Annotated in this window: 23 protein-coding genes; 20 read left to right on the top strand and 3 right to left on the bottom strand. The window is 42.3% G+C overall.

Annotated elements, in window-relative coordinates; genetic code table 11:
- Positions 1-9: 9 nt before the first annotated feature.
- Entirely contained in the window at positions 10-858 is an 849-nt protein-coding gene (locus ABS301_RS04480; protein ID WP_349671069.1) for a bifunctional 5,10-methylenetetrahydrofolate dehydrogenase/5,10-methenyltetrahydrofolate cyclohydrolase, read from the top strand.
- 79 nt (positions 859-937) lie between these two features.
- Here ABS301_RS04480 and ABS301_RS04475 read toward each other — a convergent pair whose 3' ends face one another.
- Together ABS301_RS04475 and ABS301_RS25780 are read right to left on the bottom strand one after the other, a co-directional pair.
- Entirely contained in the window at positions 938-2,365 is a 1,428-nt protein-coding gene (locus tag ABS301_RS04475; protein WP_349671068.1) for an amino acid permease, read from the bottom strand.
- A gap of 14 nt (positions 2,366-2,379) precedes the next feature.
- Positions 2,380-2,616 (bottom strand): FCD domain-containing protein, encoded by a 237-nt coding sequence (locus ABS301_RS25780; protein ID WP_502877937.1) that lies wholly within the window; start codon positions 2,614-2,616, stop codon positions 2,380-2,382.
- Here ABS301_RS25780 and ABS301_RS04470 point away from each other — a divergent pair.
- Positions 2,546-3,019, top strand: coding sequence for an enolase C-terminal domain-like protein (locus ABS301_RS04470; RefSeq protein ID WP_349671343.1), 474 nt, complete (start codon positions 2,546-2,548; stop codon positions 3,017-3,019). The genes ABS301_RS25780 and ABS301_RS04470 overlap by 71 nt on opposite strands.
- Positions 3,020-3,132: 113 nt before the next feature.
- Positions 3,133-4,493 (top strand): IS3 family transposase gene (locus ABS301_RS04465; RefSeq protein ID WP_502877936.1). Its coding sequence is split into 2 segments (ribosomal slippage): positions 3,133-3,558 and positions 3,561-4,493, totalling 1,359 coding nucleotides; the frame shifts between segments, so codons are not numbered across the junction.
- A 74-nt stretch (positions 4,494-4,567) separates the two neighbouring features.
- Here the strand turns inward: ABS301_RS04465 and ABS301_RS04460 are convergent.
- Positions 4,568-6,109 (bottom strand): methyltransferase domain-containing protein, encoded by a 1,542-nt coding sequence (locus ABS301_RS04460; protein ID WP_349671067.1) that lies wholly within the window; start codon positions 6,107-6,109, stop codon positions 4,568-4,570.
- Between the two features lie 272 nt (positions 6,110-6,381).
- Here ABS301_RS04460 and ABS301_RS04455 point away from each other — a divergent pair, with 272 nt between their 5' ends.
- The 17 genes from ABS301_RS04455 to eam all read left to right on the top strand — a co-directional run bounded on the left by ABS301_RS04455 (position 6,382) and on the right by eam (position 21,681).
- On the top strand, positions 6,382-7,905 hold the full coding sequence (locus ABS301_RS04455; protein ID WP_502877946.1) for a flotillin family protein: 1,524 nt from the start codon (positions 6,382-6,384) through the stop codon (positions 7,903-7,905).
- A gap of 238 nt (positions 7,906-8,143) precedes the next feature.
- Entirely contained in the window at positions 8,144-8,443 is a 300-nt protein-coding gene (locus tag ABS301_RS04450) for a zinc-ribbon domain-containing protein (protein WP_349671065.1), read from the top strand.
- 92 nt (positions 8,444-8,535) lie between these two features.
- Complete coding sequence (locus tag ABS301_RS04445) at positions 8,536-8,886, top strand: DUF3796 domain-containing protein (protein ID WP_349671064.1); 351 nt, start codon at positions 8,536-8,538, stop codon at positions 8,884-8,886.
- Positions 8,877-9,083, top strand: a complete 207-nt coding sequence (locus tag ABS301_RS04440; protein ID WP_104434940.1) for a helix-turn-helix transcriptional regulator — start codon at positions 8,877-8,879, stop codon at positions 9,081-9,083. The genes ABS301_RS04445 and ABS301_RS04440 overlap by 10 nt, the downstream gene beginning before the upstream one ends.
- Before the next feature lie 496 nt (positions 9,084-9,579).
- Entirely contained in the window at positions 9,580-11,490 is a 1,911-nt protein-coding gene (locus ABS301_RS04435; RefSeq protein ID WP_349671063.1) for a proton-conducting transporter transmembrane domain-containing protein, read from the top strand.
- Positions 11,487-12,353: a respiratory chain complex I subunit 1 family protein gene (locus ABS301_RS04430; RefSeq protein WP_277406248.1), complete on the top strand. Its 867-nt coding sequence runs from the start codon at positions 11,487-11,489 to the stop codon at positions 12,351-12,353. The genes ABS301_RS04435 and ABS301_RS04430 overlap by 4 nt, the downstream gene beginning before the upstream one ends.
- Positions 12,354-12,381: 28 nt before the next feature.
- Positions 12,382-12,834, top strand: a complete 453-nt coding sequence (locus ABS301_RS04425) for an NADH-quinone oxidoreductase subunit B family protein (protein ID WP_330590467.1) — start codon at positions 12,382-12,384, stop codon at positions 12,832-12,834.
- Complete coding sequence (locus ABS301_RS04420) at positions 12,831-13,172, top strand: NADH-quinone oxidoreductase subunit C (protein ID WP_349671062.1); 342 nt, start codon at positions 12,831-12,833, stop codon at positions 13,170-13,172. The genes ABS301_RS04425 and ABS301_RS04420 overlap by 4 nt, the downstream gene beginning before the upstream one ends.
- Before the next feature lie 37 nt (positions 13,173-13,209).
- Entirely contained in the window at positions 13,210-14,289 is a 1,080-nt protein-coding gene (locus ABS301_RS04415; protein ID WP_349671061.1) for a hydrogenase large subunit, read from the top strand.
- A gap of 75 nt (positions 14,290-14,364) precedes the next feature.
- Positions 14,365-14,730 (top strand): 4Fe-4S binding protein, encoded by a 366-nt coding sequence (locus ABS301_RS04410; protein ID WP_104434950.1) that lies wholly within the window; start codon positions 14,365-14,367, stop codon positions 14,728-14,730.
- Positions 14,697-15,053, top strand: coding sequence for a hydrogenase maturation nickel metallochaperone HypA/HybF (locus ABS301_RS04405; protein WP_349671060.1), 357 nt, complete (start codon positions 14,697-14,699; stop codon positions 15,051-15,053). The genes ABS301_RS04410 and ABS301_RS04405 overlap by 34 nt, the downstream gene beginning before the upstream one ends.
- A 34-nt stretch (positions 15,054-15,087) precedes the next feature.
- Positions 15,088-15,747: a hydrogenase nickel incorporation protein HypB gene (gene hypB / locus ABS301_RS04400; protein ID WP_349671059.1), complete on the top strand. Its 660-nt coding sequence runs from the start codon at positions 15,088-15,090 to the stop codon at positions 15,745-15,747.
- On the top strand, positions 15,714-18,002 hold the full coding sequence (hypF, locus tag ABS301_RS04395; protein ID WP_349671058.1) for a carbamoyltransferase HypF: 2,289 nt from the start codon (positions 15,714-15,716) through the stop codon (positions 18,000-18,002). The genes hypB and hypF overlap by 34 nt, the downstream gene beginning before the upstream one ends.
- 22 nt (positions 18,003-18,024) lie before the next feature.
- The gene (locus ABS301_RS04390; RefSeq protein ID WP_349671057.1) at positions 18,025-18,264 is read left to right on the top strand and encodes a HypC/HybG/HupF family hydrogenase formation chaperone; all 240 of its coding nucleotides are present in this window, start codon (positions 18,025-18,027) and stop codon (positions 18,262-18,264) included.
- A complete protein-coding gene (gene hypD, locus ABS301_RS04385; protein WP_349671056.1) occupies positions 18,239-19,279 on the top strand; it encodes a hydrogenase formation protein HypD in 1,041 nt (346 codons plus the stop codon). Before ABS301_RS04390 ends, hypD begins: the two co-directional genes overlap by 26 nt.
- A 43-nt stretch (positions 19,280-19,322) precedes the next feature.
- Complete coding sequence (gene hypE, locus ABS301_RS04380) at positions 19,323-20,300, top strand: hydrogenase expression/formation protein HypE (RefSeq protein WP_349671055.1); 978 nt, start codon at positions 19,323-19,325, stop codon at positions 20,298-20,300.
- 124 nt (positions 20,301-20,424) lie between these two features.
- Positions 20,425-21,681 (top strand): glutamate 2,3-aminomutase, encoded by a 1,257-nt coding sequence (eam, locus tag ABS301_RS04375; protein ID WP_349671054.1) that lies wholly within the window; start codon positions 20,425-20,427, stop codon positions 21,679-21,681.
- Positions 21,682-21,706 lie beyond the last annotated feature (25 nt).

The raw sequence follows: 21,706 nt of genomic DNA, 5'->3' as shown, positions 1-21,706 counted from the left end.
TTCGGTATCGTGATAACATTAAAAGGAGCAGCGGTGTCTGCGAAAATTAAAGAAGAGGTAACTGAGCTTTTACGTGAACGTGCGGGAGCAGTACCAAAACTGGCGATTGTAAGGGTAGGAGAACGGCCCGATGATATGTCATATGAGCGTGGAGCATTAAAGAAAATGGAAAACTTTGGTTTGCGGGCAGAAAGCTTTTCGTTTCCGGCGGATATATCAAATGAAGATTTTCAGGGGGAATTTAAAACCATTAACGAAAATCCGGACATAGACGGGATCCTCCTTCTTCGGCCATTGCCAAAGCATATCAATGAACGGGATATCGAGCACATGATTAACCCTGAGAAGGATCTGGATGGAATTTCACCTGAGAATATAGCACGGGTTTTTGCAGGTGAAAATGATGGTTTTGCGCCCTGCACTGCGGAAGCGGTCATTGAGGTGTTAAAAGCCAATGACATTTCCCTGTCAGGAAAGCGGGTATCTGTTGTTGGAAGAAGTATGGTAGTAGGCCGTCCCCTTTCCATGCTTTTATTAAAGGAGAATGCAACGGTTACTATTTGTCACACACGTACACAGGAACTTGAGAAGACCTGTCAGAAAGCAGAAATCTTAATAGCCGCTGCCGGACAGGCAAAGATGATAAATTCCTCTTATGTTGGTGCAGATGCGGTTGTGATTGACGTAGGAATTAATGTGGATCAGGATGGAAATCTTTGCGGAGATGTGGATTTTGAATCGTTAAACGGTGTTGCCGCCATGGCGACTCCCGTACCAGGCGGCGTGGGAGCAGTAACAACTGCAGTTCTGGCAAAGCATTTGGTGCTGGCAGCAAGAAAACACAGAGGCAGCAGGTAAACTATCAGGCAGTTATTGAAATACGTCAGGAACCAGTCCGTGCCGGGCTGGTTCCTGACGTATTTTTTATAAATCAGTTCTATTTCTTTGTAAGGTCCGAATGATGAATTTCCTCCGAGAATTCCGTTAATAAGCGGCGGCGTGCTGCTGTTTCCTCCTGTACTCCCTTTGGAGTTGAGGCCTTCCGCCTTGCCGAAGCACGTACAAACGGATAGCAGGCTGAGAAAAACGTAACGAGAGCAAGACCAGCGATAAAACCAAGGGTCTGTCCTTTTATAAATGGCATGCTGAACATGGCGATCACAAGACCTGCCAGAGTGAATAAGGAACTGTATGGGAAACCGCACAATCTGCAGTTTCCTTCCGGTTTTCCGTTCTTTTTCCGGAAACGGATATGAGTTGCCATAAGCATAATATAAGTGAAAAGAAGAGCAAAGCCTCCGGAGCTGATTAAGAATAAATAAACTTCAGGAAAAATCAGTCCGATATAAAGAAACAGCAGCATGGAGCAACCGGAAAAAAGGATGCCGCGGTAAGGAACATCGGTTCTGTCTCTTAGAATACCGGGTCCCAGACCATCCTCTACCAGAGAGCGGAGCATTCTTCCGATTCCAAACATGGCAGCTACCATTGTTGATAAAATGGCGCTGATTAAGATAATTGTCATGGCTGTACCCGCCCAGGACATCTTAAAACTGTTTAATGCCGTGACCATGGGACTTACTTCCTCACTTAAAGATGAGGTGGGAACCAGAAGCAGAAGGACGGATATACAGAGAATATAAAGTGTAACCAGCCATCCTACAGTCATATGAATTGCCCGAGGAACGTTTTTTTCTTTGTCCTTTGTTTCACTGGCTGCAAGTCCTATAATTTCAAAGCCTGCGTAGGTGAACAGGACTATCAGCATGCTGCCTGCCAGGCTTTTGATTCCTCCGGGCAGAAATGGTTCCGACCTTAACACCTGGAAGCCCAGTGGTGTATAACCAGGAATAAGTCCGAACACAAATAGAACACCAAAAAGAATAAACCCCAGAATGGCAACCACCTTCACTCCTGCCAGAAGGCTTTCCAGACTGCTGAGCTGGCTGGCCCCCAGAAGATTAATAAGGGTAACACCAAGAATCAGAATTGTTCCGAGAACAGGTATGGATACAGTGGGAAACCAGGTTCGAAACAGCAGGGAAACTGCGGTTGCCTCACTTGACATAGAGATTACCATACCGGTCCAGTAAACCCAGCCCACCACAAATCCGGCACCCTTGCTTAAATATTCTGCCGCAAATGTCCGGAAGGAACTGGAGGAAGGGTTGGAAACCGTCATTTCTGAAAGGGCAAACAAGATAAAATAAACCATGACTCCGCATATCAGGTAAGATAGTATAATCCCGGGTCCAGCGGCCTTAATGGCAACGGAAGACCCGAGGAAAAAGGAACCGCCGATTACAGTTCCTAATGCCATCATTGTTAAGTGGCCTGCAGTCAGACCATGTTCTTTCTGTTTCATAGGACTCCTCGCTTTTAGCTTTTTGTTTTATTATTTCTTTTATTGCAAAAGTTATTCGAAATAAAAAAACACAAAGCCTGCATAGATTCCTCCGTTCCTTTTTCCTGGCACTCTTTTTTTGCTGCCAGGTATCGATCCAGCTGCTTTTTTAAATTTTCCATTTCATGATCGTTAGCATGAATCATAGCCAGCCTGCAGCAATCCACTTCTATCAGCATACGCAGGGAATATATTACTAAGAATATTTCCATTCCCATAGCAAATGGAGAACGGATTTTCAGCCGCTGGCAGTATGCCCCGTATTTTGAGAAAAATCTGATTCAGCTGGTTCAGCCTGATATTGGAAACTGCGGAGGAATAACGGAGGTGAAAAAGATCTGTGATCTGGCATATATTTATGATGTAGCCGTCCAGGTACATGTGGCAGGCAGTCCCATTGCTACCAACGCAGCTCTCCACATGGAAGCAGCCATTCCCAATTTTACCATACATGAGCATCATGTCTGCAACCGGATGGATACCTCAAAAGGATTGACCAAATACAATCTTCAGCCGGTAAATGGTAGTTTTTCACTGCCCGAACTGCCGGGTCTTGGTAATGAATTTTTGGAATCAGCCATCAGCAGTGCACGTATGTTCCAATCATTTGAATAGAAACGAAAAGAGGTAAACTGTACCCTGATAGTAAGACACAGAAAAAGAGGCTGTGTTTAACTATTGGGGTACTTTTTGTTATATAATACTGTAAAAAGATTATGGAGGTTTTTATGGGAGGTAAGCGAATAACTCCAGCTCATCGTAACAAAGATTTTTCAAAAGAAGAAATTGAGATATTATCCCGAAATCCCAACGTTAAAAGTGTTACAGCTAAACAAATTAATTATACTGATGAATTTAAAATGCGTTTTTTAGAACAGTATCAGACTGGAAAAATGCCGTTAGATATTTTCATAGAGGCTGGTTTCGATCAAAAACTTATTGGTCAAGGGCGAATTGATAAGGCGGCAGGTCGATGGAAAAGAAAAGCTCTTCGTCCGGGTGGAGTTTATGATCAAAAGAAAGGACACTCGGGGAAAAAGCTCTCGGGTAACAAAGAGTTATCTTTGGATGAAGAAATCCAATACCTAAAACAGCAGAATGCCTACTTACGCCAAGAAAACTCATTCCTGCGGGAAATACAACGTTTAGAGAGGCAGGTGATGCCCAAGAAAAAATAAAATCTGTTATGAAATATCAGATTATTCATAATACTTTGACAAAAAGCAATTGTAAGCTTACTGTAAGCCAACTATGTATATTGGCAGGTGTTTCACGTTCTGGTTATTATGCCTGGATAAAAAATCTGGACAGGCGGCTATTTAAGGAGGAGCAGGACAAAAAGGATTTTGAATTAATATTACAGGCTTATACTTTCAAAAATAGATATAAAGGTGCACGTGGAATAAAAATGGTCTTATTCAGACAGTATGGAATACAGATGAATTTAAAGAAAATACGCCGTTTAATGAAAAAGTATCATTTATCATGTCCGATAAGAAGAGCAAATCCTTATCGAAAAATTGGGAAAGCCATAAAAAGCCATACTGTTAAAAATCTTTTGGAAAGAAACTTTGATCAGGGAATTCCAGGAAAGGTGCTGCTGACAGATATTACTTATATTTATTATGCATTAGGGAAGTGTGTCTATCTTTCTACAATTAAAGATGGCTGCACTCGTCAGATTTCTGCCTATCATTTAAGTCAGGAAATGACAACGGATTTAGTAACAGATACCATTCATATTCTTAAAAATAACCAGCTATATCAGATAAAGAAAGATGCATTATTCCATTCTGATCAAGGTTCACAATATACAAGCGATGCAGTAAGAAATCTCCTAAAGGATGAAAATATAACGCAATCTATGTCGAGACGAGGTAATTGTTGGGATAATGCTCCACAGGAATCATTCTATGGCCATATGAAAGATGAACTCCATTTAGAGCATTGTCAGACTTTCTGGGATTTAAAAGATCAGATTGATGAGTATATGGAATATTACAATAATTATCGCTATCAATGGGAACTCAAGCAAATGTCACCTGATGAGTATTATACCTATTTATTAACAGGGCTTATGCCATACTAAAAGGCGCTGATCACCAAAAAAGAATCAACGCCTTCTTTTATTATGTCCTTGACAAAGGGTACAGTTTACCTTACTTATTTTTTCCTTGCTCTGATTAAATACTGGTAAGTGGTAAATGCGTCCATACCGCTGGAACTGATGGAGCACAGCTGTTCAATGAGCTTTTGCTGCTCCGGAGTAATATAGATCCGGGTCACACCAATATCTTCAATCTGGTAACCAGTCTGGGAAAACATTCGTACAATCTCATTCTTGGTGAAGAAACGAAGATGGGTTTTATCCAGAATCCCGCTGTCTTCATAAGTCCAGTATCCGTTTAGCAGATTGCTGACAATTGAGATATGCATGATGTTTGGGATACTTGCAAGTATGGCGCCCCCCGGTTTTAAATACCGTTTCATATTCTCCAGCACAGCGGCAGGCTGATGAAGGTGCTCTAATACATCTCCAAAAATAATATAGTCAAAATATCCATCCTCATAATCCAGTGTTTCCTCCACATTTCCCTGGGTTACGGGAAAGATAAGGGAAGAAATATTCCAGGAACCTTCATCCAGTTCAATTCCATGAAGGGTTGATTTGGGGTATTTATTTTTTATGGCAAGCAGGGAGGCACCGCAGGCACAGCCCACATCTAATACATTTATGGGCGTATCAGCAGGATCTTTAATTAATGCCAGAATATCAGGACGTGGGAATAGGGAATAATTAAGCCGTACGTTCCATTTTTCATAGAAATGGTTGTAATCATACCAGCGGGCCTGATTGCTCTGCTCTAAACCAAAGGTATAAACATATCCATGATGACATAAATAGGTGATCTTTTTTAATTTAAGAAGCTGAAAAGAAAAATCTTTTTGTGATACTTCCTGGGTAAGATAATTTATATCAAACCCCTCCGTTTTATCAAATACATCTCTGCGTATAAGAACGGTGCAGCAGGAAGGGATCAGAACCGGATCCATTTGCTCGTCACCAGGAAGGTTATGCTCATCGGCATAAACGCTGGCCCGGTCAATGGGAGTTATAAAATCAGTCAGTCCAGAAACAACTCCATTGGTAACCCCATTGACTGCACCAATGGATTCATCCTTATAAAGAGACATACGCAGCTGGAACAGTGCATGGGGAAGCAAAACGGATCCTTTGCCAAGGGCTAATAAATCCTCTTGTTTTTCTGTTTGTTCACAGGCTTTATTAAATGCTGCCCCAGGTGTCATTCCCTTTACAGAAACGAGTTTAATATCCTCTTGCTCTTTCAGCCATTTAGTAACCTCCATAGATACTTCTTCATCTGAAACGATTATGGTTTTAACGTCTTCCCTGCTTAAGACACATGTTTGAATGATGGCTTTCATCATATTTAAATCAGGGACAGAGGGGATTATGAGAGCGGCTTTTGGCAACTCATTAAAATGTAACTCTTCCCAGTCTTTTATTACTTGTGTCAGCCGTTTCGTATCCTCTTCACTGTTACACAAGAACAGGCTGTGAGCGTAGCAGAGATAGGCTCGTTTCAGATTGCCATTTTGTTGATAATAATTTCCCATTTCTTCATAAGTTTTATAATTCCGGCTATTTTTTGCGGCCTCTAGGTGTAGATCCTGAATATTCATGAAGACTCCTTTCAAGAAATCCTGACTTGATCATATTAGCGCTCTATTATCAGTATATTCCGCTGGTACATGCCGGTGTGATGAATCCATATGGTGTTGCCTATTTATTATAAATAGTGTGAAAGAAAAACTAAAATTCCGATAACTTGTTAAGGAAAGCTTAAGTATTGTTGAATTGAAACAAAGTATATTGTTTGTTATAATAAATAAGACTGTATTTTATAAACAGTTTAAAATATTACACCAAAGAAGGGGGAAAGAATATGACGAATATGAGTTTATTTTCCACAATTATTGCAGTTATTCTGATAGCAGGCATCCTGGGGATCCTGATGTCCGGGTATGTAAAGGCTCCGCCAGATATGGCATTTATTATTTCCGGATTAAGAAGAAAGACGGTGATTGGAAAAGCCAGTATCAAGATTCCGTTTCTTGAGCGGCTGGACCGGTTGAGTTTAAAATTAATACCCATTGATGTTAAGACATCCAATGCGGTTCCTACCGCGGATTATATTAATATTCAGGTAGACGCTGCTGTCAATGTAAAAATCAGCAGTGATCCAAGCAGGCTTTCTTTAGCAGCACAGAACTTTTTAAATCAGGATACGGAATACATAGGCCGGATTGCGAGAGAGGTTTTAGAAGGAAACATGCGTGAGATTGTTGGACGCATGAGACTGGAAGAGATGGTCAGCGACCGTATAAAATTTGCGGAGCTGGTAAAGGAGAATGCCATGCCGGACCTTGCGGCTATGGGACTTGATATAGTCAGCTTTAATGTACAGAATTTCTCTGATGCCAATGGTGTCATTGATGACCTTGGTATTGACAATATCTCACAGATCAAGAAAAAGGCAGCCATTGCAAAAGCAGAAGCGGATAAAGAAATTGCCATTGCAAAAGCCGCCGCAGATAAGCAGGCCAATGATGCGAGAATTAATTCGGAGCGTGAAATTGCGATCAAAAATAATGAGCTTGATCTTCAGAAGTCTGACTTAAAGAAACATGCAGATGTTAAGAAAGCAGAGGCCGATGCGGCATACCAGATTCAGCAGGAAGAGCAGCGTAAAACCATTGAGGTCACATCTGCAGATGCAGATATTGCCAAGCAGGAAAAAGAAGTTCTGATTAAGCAGAAGGAAGCCGAGGTTATGGAAAAGGCTCTTGATGCAGAAATCAGAAAGAAGGCGGAAGCAGACAAATTCGCCAGACAGCAGAAGGCAGAAGCCGAGCTTTATGAGCGTCAGAAAAACGCGGAAGCGAAGCGGTTTGAAAAGGTTCAGGAGGCAGAAGCACAGAAGGCAAGTGCAGAAGCTGAGCGTTACTCAAAAGAGCAGGAAGCCCAGGGAATTCGTATGGTGGGTGAAGCGGAAGCGGAAGCCATCAAGGCAAAGGGACTTGCAGAAGCAGAAGCCATGGAAAAGAAAGCCCAGGCTTACCAGCAGTATAACAATGCGGCTGTAGCTGAGATGATCATTAAGGTATTACCGGAAGTAGCAGGAAAGATTGCAGAGCCCCTTTCCCAGATTGATAAGATCACCATCATCGGAGGCGGTGAAGGCGGCAGCCTTGATTCCGTATCCGGCAATGTTCCGGCTGTTATGGCAAAGCTGTTTGAATCCATGAAGGAAACCACGGGCATTGATTTGGGCGAGATTGTAAAAGCAGGAACCTATGATGCCAAGGTAAACCGGAATATTAATATTACCGGAGTGCCGGAGATTACCATTAAGCCGGAAGAGAAGACGGTGGTGCAGAAGACAGTTGAAGTAATAGATACAGAACCTATTATATAATGTAAATTGTGGTATCGGAGATAAGATCTCTGGTACCGCTTTTTTTTGCCCTCTTTACTCCTTTTGTGTCCAATATATTAAACAATACGACATAATTCTACCAAAAGTTACATGAATCGTGTTATTTATTACATTAAGCACGTTTTTGTTATTTTTTGTAGTATAGTATATTAAGCCTGTGATTACGCCATACAGGAAAATAAGCTATCTTACTTAAGAAAAAGGAGTGACTTAGAAAATGATTATTTGGGGATATGGAAAAGTTACAAGAGATAGAATTGGTGGAGTATTCAAAAAAAGATGTGAACATTGTAATGTGGATTTAGTATGGGAGTTGTGTAAAAGAACAACTTGGTTTACTATATTTTTCATACCAATTATTCCTTACCAAGTAGTATATTGTATTGAATGTCCTATTTGTGGCAGTTACATGGAAATTACAAAAGAAAGGTTTCTTATGATTAATGAGGAAATTACGAGAAAAAAGGAAAGCGGTTACGTTACGTATGATACGTATGATACGTATTATGCAAAATAAGGTGAGTTAGTTCACTTTACGTTGACAAGAGAATATGATAGTGATATATTTGTAACATAAAGTTATAAATATATCACTATTGGAGGTCTATCATGAAAGTCAACAAACTAGGTTTCTTATCTATTCTCGCGTTGCTGGGCTTTATGGGTTTTACTGTCAGTGCACCGTTTTTTGGCTTCTTCGGTTTTGCCCAATACGTACGATACTTTTTTGTAACACCAGATGAGATGTTCCAGCAAAATGTCACAAAAGCGGCTAGTTTTGGTTTCTTTTCTGGTGCAGGGGCTACCAGCCTTGCCATTGCCTTACACTTACTGTTTCCAGCCATTCTGCCTGTCAATATAGCGCTGGTCTCATGCTATGTTGTTTCAATGGTATGTTTTACAATCAGTCTGGTAGTACTGGAAATAAATGAACAGCGGGAGATGGAAACATGGCATTAGTTACTAAAATGAGAGAATACAGAGCAAAGCTGAATTTAACCCAGGATGAACTTGCTGCACTGGTTGGAGTGAGGCGGGAGACAATAATTAATCTGGAAAAAGGCAGGTATAATCCGTCACTAAAACTAGCCATGGATATAGCCAAAGTATTTTCTGCCACTGTGGAGGAACTATTTATCTTCCATGAAGAAGAATAAGTATGTATGAAACAGAATCTAAAAAGGATACTCACAGCGGATGAGCGTCCTTTTTTAGTTCAATCAATGAGATTTCTTATCAATTTCCATTTATGAAGCAAAACCGTATTTATTTAACAGTTTCTTTATACTCAAAAAATCCAGTCTCATCATTTATCCCGTATTAATAATCCGCATATATTTGCGTATAGTTGTTAAAAAAACGTAAAAGAATGTCGAAAAATAGTTAAAATTCTGCATGTTAAATATTTAACTTGTTCAAAAGAGAAAGTTTTCATATTCTTCTGGAATGGTTTTCCATATTTTGCTTTTATACGTTAAATCTGTACAAATTGTACACAAAACAAAACATTGACATCCCTTTTTCGTGTGATATAATGAGCACGAATTGATCAATTATGTAATTTGACATCTTAGGTTTCGACATTTTAAATAAATAAAAAATAATTTTTACGGGATTATTGACAGAAATTATAAAAAGTAAGGTGATGAATGTATGGGTGCGATTACGGTATTGGTATTATTTCCTCTTTTGGCAGCGCTCGCTGTGCTTTTGGTGAAAGAGGACGAAGTTAGAAACAAAATTGTCCGGGTGAGTGCAGGCATAACAGCTGCTTTAACGCTGATTGTAGTCTGCTTGTTTTTCCATAAAGGAATCGCTTATTCCTACCGCTGGGAAACTGTAATCGATTTAGTTATGGCAGTGGTGGAAGTGGTACTAGCCGCTTATATTATTACAATTGGTATCCGTTATAAAAATTATGCTATTTCAGTTCTTTCCTTTCTGCAGACTGCAGCCATACTCTGTTTTGAACTGACCGCAAAGAGGCAGATTGAAGTGGAGCATGCGATTGTCTTTGATAAACTTACTGCAATCATGGTAGTAATCGTGGGAGTGGTAGGCAGCCTGATCTGTATTTATGCTGTGGGTTATATGAAAACATATCATATACACCATACTGAATATGAGGATCGTAAGGGTTTCTTCTTTGCAGTTTTATTTCTATTCCTTTCCGCAATGTTTGGTATTGTACTGAGTAATCAGCTTACCTGGATGTATTTTTGCTGGGAGCTGACTACATTCTGCTCCTATTTACTGATCGGGTACACAAAAACGAAAGAGGCAAGAAACAATTCGTTTCGTGCACTTTTCATTAACCTCTTAGGAGGAGCAGCATTTGCTGCCGGCATCATTATTATCGGCATGGACAGACATACGCTGGAACTATCTGTATTTACAGCACAAAAGCCAGATGCATACCTTATGATTCCCGTATTTCTGCTGTCTCTGGCAGCACTTACCAAATCGGCACAGCTGCCGTTTTCTTCCTGGCTGCTTGGCGCCATGGTTGCACCTACCCCTACATCGGCTCTGCTCCATTCGGCTACCATGGTTAAGGCAGGCGTGTATTTAATTATCAGACTGGCTCCGCTTCTTGGTGCTTCGCCAGTGGGTAAAACTGTCACACTTGTAGGAGGAGTCACATTTTTGGCATGCTCTTTTATGGCGATTTCCCAAAGCGATGCCAAGAAGATTCTGGCCTATTCCACACTGGCAAACCTGGGACTTATCGTTATCTGTGCCAGCGTTGGAACGGAAGAATCCATCTGGGCAGCAATCCTTTTAATTATCTTTCATGCAGTGTCAAAGTCCCTGCTCTTTATATCTGTTGGTTCTGCGGAACATCAGATTGGAAACAGGAATGTGGAAAACATGGATCTCCTTCTTGGGATTTCAAGAAAACTGGCTCTGTGTATGATGATTGGTATTGCAGGTATGTTCCTTGCTCCCTTTGGCATGCTGATTTCTAAATGGGTGGCGATGAAAGCATTTATTGACTCCAATAATATTCTAATAGTCATTATCCTGGCTTATGGCAGCGCAGCGACTCTGTTTTACTGGACCAAATGGATGGGTAAGCTGGTGTCAAAAGTTAATATGAGGCAGCAAAGTGAAAACGAATTTCACTTAGATGAGGAGATTCCCATTACAATCCTTGCCTGTTTGGTGGTAGTATCCTGCTTCACTTTTCCAATCGTATCCAAATATGCCCTGATTCCTTATCTAAACGAAGTTTTTATACGTCAGGCTTTGATGCCCATCGGAGAGGGCGATATCAAGCTGATGCTTTACATGTTAAGTATGCTTATCATTCTGCCAATCAGCTTTATACCGGTCTATAAAAATGATAAACGAAGAAGAGTTCCCATTTATATGGCAGGAGAAAATACGGGAGACAATGAGACCTTTTACGGGGCCTGCGGTGCTAAGCGGCAGGTGGAACTTCATAACTGGTATATGGACAGCTATTTTGGAACGAAGAGGTTATCCTTCTTTAGTGACATTTTATCTTTTGTCATTCTCATTTGGGGAGTGATACTGCTGATCGGAGGGATTGCATCATGATGAGCGTTCTAAGAATTATCGGAATAATAATTCTCGCACCTGTGGTGGGCGGACTGCTGACCGGTATCGACCGCGTTATCACTGCCCGCATGCAGGGCAGGCAGGGTCCCCCTGTTTTACAGCCATTTTACGATGTGCTGAAGCTGATGCAGAAGGAATCCATTGAAGTCAATTCCATGCACCGTTTTTTCGTGTATGTATCAATGGTATTTGCTGTATTTACCACAGTCATCATGCTTTCAGGCGGCGACATTTTATTGGCAATCTTTGCACTGACACTTGGATCCGTATTCTTTGTTCTGGGAGGATATGCGTCAAATTCTCCATATAATACCATCGGATCGGAACGGGAGCTTTTACAGATTATGGCTTATGAGCCGATGGTGCTTCTTACCTGCATTGGTCTTTATTATGCGGAAAAAAGCTTTTTTATCAAAGATATTGTCATGACTGACAAGCCATCCATTCTTTATCTGCCCGGAGTTTTCATCGGACTGGTCTTTGTCCTGACATTTAAACTGAGAAAATCACCCTTTGATTTAAGCATGTCCCATCATGGACATCAGGAGATCGTTAAGGGTATTACCACCGAGTATTCCGGAAAGGATCTGGCTGTGATTGAGGTAACCCACTGGTATGAGGTGATCATATCGTTATCTCTTGTTTATGTATTTTTTGCCACCTCTGCACCCGTCAGCCGATTGGTTGCGGCAATTGTGTGTCTCGGCGTGTATCTGTTTGAGATAATTGTGGATAACTGTGCAGCGAGGCTGAAATGGCAGCATGCACTTAATTCTGCGTGGATTGTTACGGGAGTAATGGGTACGGTGAATCTGGTGATCCTTTCATTTTTTATGAAATGAAATCCCGGGAAAATTGAGGAGAGTGCGTATGAACTTGAATGTGGTTAAGAAATCACCCTGGATTCTGCATTATGACGGAACAAGCTGCAATGGCTGCGATATCGAAGTACTGGCGTGTCTGACACCATTATATGACGTGGAACGTTTCGGGATTATCAATACCGGGAATCCCAAGCATGCGGATATCTTACTTATCACCGGCAGCGTCAATGAACAGAATATTCCGGTTGTAAAGCAGCTTTATGAACAAATGCCGGAACCAAAAGCAGTGGTTGCCGTTGGAATCTGTGCAACCTCCGGCGGCATTTTTGCAGAATGCTATAATGTAGCAGGTGGAGTTGATAAGGTGATTCCAGTAGATGTTTATGTGCCAGGATGTGCGGCGCGTCCGGAATCAATTATTGATGGCGTAGTAAAAGCCCTTGATATTCTGGCTGAGAAGAAAAAAGCGATGCCGAAAAAGCGGATTGGAGAAAAATGAAAGAACAGATATTAAAAGAAATCTCTCCCAATGATCTGCTGGCGGAGATTATGAAAATAAAAAATGATGGTTACCGACTGGTAGCCATTACCTGCACCAATAAAAATGGAATGGAATTAACCTATTCCTTTGATAAGGATTATGAATTGCTGAATATCCGGCTGACCACAGATACAGAAACTGAACTGCCAAGTATCAGCATTCTTTATCCCTATTCGTTTCTCTATGAGAATGAGATAAAGGAATTGTTCGGAGTAAAAATAACAGGCATTATGCCGGATTTCAATGATAATCTTTATAAGATTCCGGTGAAGACACCATTTGGCGTGAACGAATAGCTGGCTGTGGCAGCCTGCATCAGTATGGAGGTTATTTATGGGAAATAGGACAATTATTCCGTTTGGTCCGCAGCACCCGGTTCTTCCGGAGCCGATCCATCTGGATCTGGTGCTGGAGGATGAAACGGTTGTAGAAGCAATTCCTAGAATTGGATACATTCACAGAGGCTTGGAAAAGCTGGTGGAAAAAAGAGATTATCAGCAGTATTGCTACGTGGCAGAACGAATCTGCGGAATCTGCTCGTTTATGCATGGAATGGGATATTGTATGTCCATTGAGCGTATTATGGATGTGGAGGTACCGGAGCGGGGTGAGTTTTTACGCACAATCTGGGCAGAGCTGTCAAGGCTTCACAGCCATCTGCTCTGGCTTGGACTTCTGGCTGATGCCTTTGGATTTGAAAGTCTGTTTATGCAGTCATGGAAGTTAAGGGAACAGGTTCTGGATATTTTTGAAGAGACTACGGGAGGACGTGTCATTTTTTCCGTATGCGATATCGGAGGAGTAAGAAAAGACATCAGTTCCGAGACTTTAATCAAGATTAAAACAGTTTTAACGGAGATGGAAAAGGAATTAAAAGAGACAAGCAGTGTCTTTATCAATGATACCACAGTGAAGTTGCGCACCAAAGGTGTGGGAGTTCTGACAAAACAGATGGCATTTGATTTAGGTGCAGTAGGTCCTATGGCAAGAGCAAGCGGAATCGAAATGGATATGAGAACACAGGGATACAGTGCATATGGCAAGCTGGATTTTAAACCCATTACCAATGATGGCGGGGACTGTTATGCCAGAACCAGGGTAAGAATTAAGGAAATGTTCCAGTCAATCGATTTAATCAGACAGTGTATTGATCTAATCCCTGGCGGTGATATCAATGTGAAAGTAAAAGGAACTCCAAACGGAGAACAGTTTATACGGCTGGAGCAGCCCCGCGGTGAAGTTGTTTATTATACAAAAGCAAACGGAACCAAGTTTTTAGACAGGGTAAGAGTGCGGACTCCTACCTTTGCCAATTTGCCTGCATTGCTTGAAACTCTAAAGAACTGCTCGCTGGCAGACGTACCCATATTGATTCTTACCATAGATCCCTGTATCAGCTGTACCGAGCGGTAACGTTAAAGTTGTACAGCCAAACAAGTAACAGGATAACATGTAAATGCTGTCATAGGCAGCAGAATCGAGGGTATTATGTCTGTATTTAAGATGTCAAAGACACTGTTAAAGAATATATTTCATGGTCCCTATACCGTGCCATACCCGGTAAAGAAGAAAGAAACCTACGAACGGACCAGAGGAAAAATTGGAATTTCCATTGATGACTGTATCTTCTGCGGGATGTGTGAACGAAGATGTCCTACCGGAGCGATTCAGACAGATAAGGCAAAGACGTCATGGAGCATTGAACGGCTGAAATGTATCCAGTGCGGTTACTGCAGTGAGGTCTGCCCGAAAAAATGTCTTACCATGGAAAATCAGTACACAGCTCCATCATATGGGAACGTAAGGGATGAATACGTAAAATGCACGAATATCCAATCACCAGGCGAATCATAGAAATCGCCGGAGAATATGCAAAGGACAATGGTGCATTTAAAGTAAAGGTGATCAATCTGGTTGTGGGAGATTACTGCGGTTATGTGGCCAGCTCCATTGAGCTGTATTTTGAGCTGATTGCGGAGGGAACTCCATGTGAGCACGCAAAGCTTCATATTGAGAGAGTGGTTCCAAAACTGCGGTGCACAGGCTGCGGTCAGCTGTTTGTCAGAAAGCCCTTTACGTTTGAATGCCCCCTTTGTAAGGGAGAAGGAACCCCCACTGAAATAGGACAGGAATTTTATATTAAATCCATTGAAGTACAGGATTTAAATGAGCCGTAAAGAGGCTTGTTTTACGAAAGGCAGGAAGGTTGTCATGTCAGAAAATAAAGAAATTGAAATTATGCAGTCTGTCTATGATAAAAATGACCAGGTTGCAGCTAAGATCCGGGATTCCCTGACAGAAAGCGGTATTTTTGCCGTCAATGTGATGGGAGCGCCGGGAGCGGGAAAAACCACCTCTCTGATTCAGCTGATCAAACGTCTGGAAGAAGTAACTGCTTATGTAATTGAGGGGGACATTGAGGCGGATTTTGATACAAAAACCTTACAATCCCTTGGTGTAAAAGCGATTCAGATCAACACCGGCGGAGCCTGCCATCTGGATTCTCCGCTGATCGGACAGGCGGTAGAGGATCTTCACATCAGTGATGGAGTACTGTTTATTGAAAATATCGGAAATCTGGTTTGTCCCGCCGAATTTATGATTGGTGAGCATGCAAAAATGCTGATATCAACTGTAACAGAGGGAAGCGATAAGCCTTATAAATATCCCCTGGCATTTGAAAAGGCAGATATAATTCTGTTAAACAAATGTGACCTTTTGCCCTATGTAGACTTTGATGAAGACTTTTTCATGAAGGGAGTACGGGCATTAAATAAAACAGCTCCGGTGATCAGGGTCTCAGGAAAGACCGGAGAAGGCTATGAAAAGGCAGCAGAATGGATAATGGAAAAAATAAAGAAACAGCAGTAAAAATTAAAGTCTGCGGTATTGTACAGGGGGTTGGATTCCGACCCCTTGTTTATCGTGCAGCCAGGGAACTGGGGCTGAAAGGCTGGGTACGAAACGTTGGCGGTGATGTGGAAATTATGGCACAGGCATCAAAAACAGCATTGAACCAGTTCTTATCTGACTTAAAAGAAAATAAAGATCAAAGATATGAGATTTTAAATATGGAGATGGAAGAGCTGCCAGTCTCTGATTTTGATAATTTTGCTATTATACCAAGCGGTGAAGCAAAAGAAGTTTCCATGATACCTGCAGATTTGCCGGTCTGCCCCGAATGCTTAAAAGAACTTGCTGATCCATCGGACAGAAGATATGGCAATCCATTTATCAGCTGTATGGCGTGCGGTCCCAGATACACCATAATAGAAGAAATGCCCTATGACAGAGACAACACTGTCATGAAGGATTTCCCCATGTGCAGTGCCTGTAATAAGGAATACACCTCTCCCGAAAGCAGACGGTTTCATGCGCAGACAATTTCCTGTAATGACTGCGGACCCTATCTTTTATACCAGGATAACAGGCAGCGGGAGGCGAAAGAACTTACCGACCGGGAGGCCTTAAAAAAAGCCATAAAGGTTCTGGGAGATGGCGGAATCGTGGCAGTAAAGGGAATCGGTGGGTATCACCTGGTGTGTTCGCCTTTTCTCGAGTCGTCAGTAGCCCGTCTGCGCCAATGGAAAGGACGGGAAGAAAAGCCTTTTGCCGTTAGGTTTCATTCTGTTTCAGAAATAAAGAGGTACTGTAATGTTACAAAAGAAGAGGAAATACTGCTTACATCCAAAGCAAGACCCATCGTACTGTTACCCATGCAGGAAGACCTCATGGCTCCCTCCACCAATAAGAAAAGCCTGTACTGCGGCGCGTTTCTGCCCTATACCCCCCTTCAGCATCTGCTGACGGAAGAACTTGGCCCTCTTATTATGACAAGCGCCAATGTGTCAGGACAGCCAATTATTCATGAAGATGATTGTATGTGTTCTCTTTCGGATCCATACCTTGATGGAGTATTGTATCATAAAAGGAGAATTGTAAGATCCGTAGATGATTCTGTAGCTAAGATCGTGGCAGGCAGTCCTCAGCTTATCAGAAGGAGCCGGGGATATGTTCCCTATCCGGTTTTTCTGCAAAAAGAAAAAGCCGGGGAAGCCGAGGTTTTTGCTGCGGGAGGAGATTTGAAAGCGGCTTTTTGTCTCAGTCGCGGAGCAAAAGCAATTGTATCCCAGTATTTCGGTGATTTGGAAGAATGCAGTGTTATGGAGGAATATAAAAGATCCTGTAAAGATTTAACACGCCTGTTAAACATCAACCCAAAGCTGGCAGTTTGTGACCTGCATCCCAATTATTACTCTTCCCGTTTTACCCAAAGCCTGATGCTCCCTATGATAAAAGTTCAGCATCATCATGCCCATATTGCATCTGTTATGGCGGAGCATGGATTGGAAGGCCCAGTCATAGGCGTGGCATTTGACGGAACCGGCTATGGAACTGATGGGAGCATATGGGGAGGAGAATTCTTAATCTGCGAAGGAACGGAATTTGTGCGGGCTGCTCATTTGAGCCCGTTCCCGATTCTTGGAGGTGATCAGTCCATGCGGGATGGGAAAAAGACTGCAGTCTGTTATCTCCATCATGCAGGTCTTGACAGTTCTTTTCCGGATGAAAGAAAGCAGCTGATAACGGCTGCACTGGATCAAAAAATCAATACGATTTTGACTTCCAGTATGGGCAGGCTCTTCGATGCAGCGGCCTCAGTCCTCCAGATTGCCCACGAGAACAGGTATGAGGGAGAATGCGCCATACTGCTTGAGCGGGAGGCTGAAATTGCCAGTAGAGAACATATAAAACCTCTGTCCCTGCCATTTCTGATAACAAAAGAGGATGGTGTTTTAAAACTGGACCCCAGACCATTTTTTGAAGCAGCAGTAAACTGCAAAGACAGAACGAAAACTGGTGCGCTGGCTCTGGGCTTTCACCATGCAGCAGCAGAAGGAATTGCACAAATCTGTGAAATGCTGAGAAGCTGTTACCATACCAGTGAGGTGGCACTGAGCGGAGGCGTATTCCAGAACACGGTACTTACACAACTGACGATTACTCTTTTAAAGGAAAGAGGCTTTCGCGTCTACGTAAACCGCCTTGTTCCTCCGGGAGACGGCGGACTGAGTCTTGGACAGATCTACTTAGGCAGAGAACATTGGAAGGAAGGCAAAATGTAACCGGAAGAAAGGAGAAAATCTCATGTGCGTTGCAATACCAGGAAAAGTCATAGAGATACGGGGAGATTATGCAAGAGTAAATGTAATGGATAATATCACCGATGTGAATATAAAGCTTGTGGATGCTGGAATCGGAGATTATGTTCTGATTCACGCGGGCTGTGCCATAGAAGTAATAAGCGGGGAAATGGCCGAGGATATCTTAAGCCTTTTTTCAGAACTTCAGGAGGACAGGTATGAAGATCCAGGAAGTGATAGATGAACTGAAATCTTATAATGGGAAACCGGTAAAGATCATGGAGGTGTGCGGAACCCATACTTCCAGCATTTTTAAAAACGGAATCAGAAGTATGATTTCTCCTAAAATTAAACTGATTTCCGGCCCTGGCTGCCCGGTTTGTGTCACCTCAGCTGCTTATATCGACCGTCTGACAGAATTCTCCTTAAAGGAGGATCACTGTGTTCTGACCTTTGGCGATATGATGAAAGTGAAAGGAAGCAGCATGTCCTTAACAGAAGCAAAGGCAGCAGGAGGAAAAGTAAAAATTCTCTATTCTCCATTAATGGCTTTAACAGAGGCCAGGGAGCATAAAAGTATCCAGTATCTGTTTGCAGCTGTGGGTTTTGAGACGACTGCCCCTATCTATGCTCTTATGATTGAGGAAATGCAGCAAAAAAACATTACCAATCTGAAACTTTTAACTTCTGTAAAAACAATTGTACCTGCCCTTTCTTATATCTGTGAGAGAGAAAAATATATCGATGCATTCTTAAGCCCTGGCCATGTCAGCGTAATTACGGGGGCCGACAGCTACCGGGAACTGGCAGAAAAATACCAGAAGCCATTTGTAATTGCAGGCTTTGAAGGAGAGCATATTCTGGCAGCTGTCTATGAAATCATAAGGCAGTTAAAAACAGGTCGATATGAAGTGAAAAATATGTACGCCACTGCGGTAAAGGAAAAAGGCAATGAAAAAGCCCGTGCCCTGCTTTCGGAGTATTTTGAACAGGGAGATGATTTCTGGCGGGGGATCGGTATCATTGAAAATTCCGCTTTAAGGCTGAAGAAGAAATATGAGATGTTTGACGGGGGCAGCCGTATTGAGGGCATTAATGAGGAAATGCCCAAAGGGTGCAAATGTACAGACGTAATTCTGGGGCGTAAGAATCCGGCAGAATGTCCGCTGTTTAAGACGGTCTGCACGCCGCTTTATGCAATTGGTCCCTGTATGGTGTCATCAGAAGGAGCCTGCGGGATCTGGTATCAGAATTCATAACAGATCCATTCATAATAACAGACGAAAGGTCAGGACAGAGGCTATGAAAATTGATATGTCTTACGGCAGCGGTGGTAAGCAGACCGGTGATCTGATTAATCAGGTTTTTTTAAAGCATTTCAATAATAAAACGTTAAACAGACTGGAAGATGCGGCAGTGGTGTCTGTTAAGGGGAAAATTGCCTATACAACAGATTCCTTTGTTGTTACCCCTCTGTTTTTTAGAGGAGGAAATATTGGCAAGCTGGCAGTGTGCGGGACTGTTAACGATTTATCCATGATGGGAGCAGTTCCAAAGTATCTCACTGCAGGTTTTATTATAGAAGAAGGGACTGAGCTGGAAACCATAGAGGAAATCGCCCGCACCATGGCTATGACTGCAAAAGAAGCAGGAGTCCGTATTGTAGCAGGCGATACCAAGGTAGTGGATGGCAATGGCGGAGTTTTTATTAACACATCGGGAATCGGGGAAGTGAGGAAAGGTGGCATCAGTATCTCTCACTGTAAACCAGGTGATGCCATTATTCTATCCGGAAACTTAGGAGAGCATCATGCGGCGATTCTTTCCCACCGCATGGGAATAGAAAATCAGATTGCCAGTGATTGTGCACCCCTTAATTCCATAGTCCAGAACTTATTGGACAGCCAGATCAGGGTTCACTGCATGCGGGATGTGACCAGAGGCGGTCTTGCCACTGTATTAAATGAAGCAGCAGAACAGTCTTCATGCAGTGTGGAGATCTGGGAGGAGGCTCTTCCCGTTAGTCCTGAGGTGAAAGGCTTCTGCGGAATACTGGGGCTGGATCCTCTCTATATGGCCAATGAGGGAAAGATGATAGCAGTTGTCCCTGGAAATCAGGCCGAAAAGGCGTTAAAAGCAGTGCAGACCAGTAAATATGGAACAAATGCCAGAATAATTGGAACAATTCTTGAGGGAAATGGTGTCAGAATGAAAACCAGGCTTAATGGACTTCGAACCATTGATCTTTTATATGGAGAAGGTCTTCCAAGAATCTGTTAGTGTAAGTAAAGAGGTCAGCTTATAAAGCGGGCTTCTTTTTTTGTCAGAATAAATTTATTGACGTAGTAACAACTTGTTTGATATAATGAAGTTGTTTCTTTTGGAGCAAAAGGAGAATAAATATATGGAAAAAGAAAAAAAACGTCAAATATCACTACAGCGGGCAGATGAACTGAAGGGGAGGATTGAAGATTTTCTTGAGGCAAGGAAATCAATTTCGACTGGTATCAGCAAAGAAGATGTGCTGAAGGAACGGAAAAACAGAATACTTCATATTTATTCGGCAACGGAAGAGGACTGGAATGATTACAAATGGCAGTTGAAAAACAGAATCACAGATGTGGAGAGCTTAAGCCGGATTCTTCCTGTCAGCGAAAAAGAGAAGCAGCTGATACAGGAAGTGGGGGAAAAGTTTCGGTGGGCAGTTTCCCCGTATTACCTAAGTCTTGCAGATCCGGACGACAGCTTTGATCCCATACGTCTGATGAGTGTCCCAAACTATAAGGAGCTGGAAGACAGCTGTACGGATTTAGATCCTATGGCAGAAGAGTATACCAATCCAGCCGGATGTATTACCAGACGGTATCCGGACCGCCTGATTATCAATGTAACCAATGAATGTGCCATGTACTGCAGGCACTGCCAGAGACGTCGCAACATTGGGGAACAGGATGTCCACAATTCCCGTGACAAGATTTTAGAATCCATTCTTTACATCAGAGAGAATGAGGAAATCAGGGATGTTCTTATCACAGGGGGAGATGCGCTCACTCTGTCAGATCAGCAGCTGGAATGGATTATCAGCCAGTTAAAGGAGATTCCTCATGTGGATTACATCAGGCTTGGCAGCAGAATTCCCGTAACTATGCCACAGAGAATCACCAAAGAGCTTTGCGATATGTTAAAGAAATACCACCCCATCTATCTAAACACTCATTTTAATCACCCCATGGAGATTACGGAAGAATCAAAAGCAGCCTGTGAAAGGCTTGCAGATGCAGGAATCGTTCTGGGAAATCAGGCAGTTTTATTAAATGGGATTAACAATGACAAATTTGTAATGCGTGTGCTCAATCATGAATTGTTAAAGTGCAGGGTACGGCCATATTATATTTTTCATGCAAAGCACGTTCAGGGAACCACCCATTTCAACACATCCATTGAAGATGGCATTGAGATTATGGAATATTTAAGAGGATACACCTCCGGTATGGCAATTCCCACATTTATTGTCAATGCGCCAAAGGGGCAGGGCAAAACTCCCATATTCCCCAATTACATTATTTCCAGAGGTCCGGGTTATGTAAAATTCAGAACCTGGGAAGGCAACGTAGTCAAATATGAGGATCATGAGACAAAAGACATTCATGAGCTTCTCTGATTCATAGAAAACCGCTGTTCCAGAT

The sequence above is a fragment of the Lacrimispora sp. genome, from assembly GCF_031982545.1.
Classification (GTDB): Bacteria; Bacillota; Clostridia; order Lachnospirales; family Lachnospiraceae; genus Lacrimispora.
The sequence above is the reverse complement of the archived record's forward strand: the minus strand, read 5'-3'. Positions and strand labels throughout refer to the sequence as shown.

Coding starts and splice junctions, on each gene's coding strand:
- ABS301_RS04435 (WP_349671063.1), top strand. CDS start 9,580: ATGGGTGCGATTACGGTATTGGTATTATTTCCTCTTTTGGCAGCGCTC.
- ABS301_RS04450 (WP_349671065.1), top strand. CDS start 8,144: ATGATTATTTGGGGATATGGAAAAGTTACAAGAGATAGAATTGGTGGA.
- ABS301_RS04410 (WP_104434950.1), top strand. CDS start 14,365: ATGTCTGTATTTAAGATGTCAAAGACACTGTTAAAGAATATATTTCAT.
- ABS301_RS04455 (WP_502877946.1), top strand. CDS start 6,382: ATGAGTTTATTTTCCACAATTATTGCAGTTATTCTGATAGCAGGCATC.
- ABS301_RS04420 (WP_349671062.1), top strand. CDS start 12,831: ATGAAAGAACAGATATTAAAAGAAATCTCTCCCAATGATCTGCTGGCG.
- ABS301_RS04405 (WP_349671060.1), top strand. CDS start 14,697: ATGCACGAATATCCAATCACCAGGCGAATCATAGAAATCGCCGGAGAA.
- hypE (WP_349671055.1), top strand. CDS start 19,323: ATGAAAATTGATATGTCTTACGGCAGCGGTGGTAAGCAGACCGGTGAT.
- hypD (WP_349671056.1), top strand. CDS start 18,239: ATGAAGATCCAGGAAGTGATAGATGAACTGAAATCTTATAATGGGAAA.
- ABS301_RS25780 (WP_502877937.1), bottom strand. CDS start 2,616: ATGGAAATATTCTTAGTAATATATTCCCTGCGTATGCTGATAGAAGTG.
- ABS301_RS04440 (WP_104434940.1), top strand. CDS start 8,877: ATGGCATTAGTTACTAAAATGAGAGAATACAGAGCAAAGCTGAATTTA.
- ABS301_RS04430 (WP_277406248.1), top strand. CDS start 11,487: ATGATGAGCGTTCTAAGAATTATCGGAATAATAATTCTCGCACCTGTG.
- ABS301_RS04425 (WP_330590467.1), top strand. CDS start 12,382: ATGAACTTGAATGTGGTTAAGAAATCACCCTGGATTCTGCATTATGAC.
- hypB (WP_349671059.1), top strand. CDS start 15,088: ATGTCAGAAAATAAAGAAATTGAAATTATGCAGTCTGTCTATGATAAA.
- ABS301_RS04390 (WP_349671057.1), top strand. CDS start 18,025: ATGTGCGTTGCAATACCAGGAAAAGTCATAGAGATACGGGGAGATTAT.
- hypF (WP_349671058.1), top strand. CDS start 15,714: ATGGATAATGGAAAAAATAAAGAAACAGCAGTAAAAATTAAAGTCTGC.
- eam (WP_349671054.1), top strand. CDS start 20,425: ATGGAAAAAGAAAAAAAACGTCAAATATCACTACAGCGGGCAGATGAA.
- ABS301_RS04445 (WP_349671064.1), top strand. CDS start 8,536: ATGAAAGTCAACAAACTAGGTTTCTTATCTATTCTCGCGTTGCTGGGC.
- ABS301_RS04460 (WP_349671067.1), bottom strand. CDS start 6,109: ATGAATATTCAGGATCTACACCTAGAGGCCGCAAAAAATAGCCGGAAT.
- ABS301_RS04415 (WP_349671061.1), top strand. CDS start 13,210: ATGGGAAATAGGACAATTATTCCGTTTGGTCCGCAGCACCCGGTTCTT.
- ABS301_RS04475 (WP_349671068.1), bottom strand. CDS start 2,365: ATGAAACAGAAAGAACATGGTCTGACTGCAGGCCACTTAACAATGATG.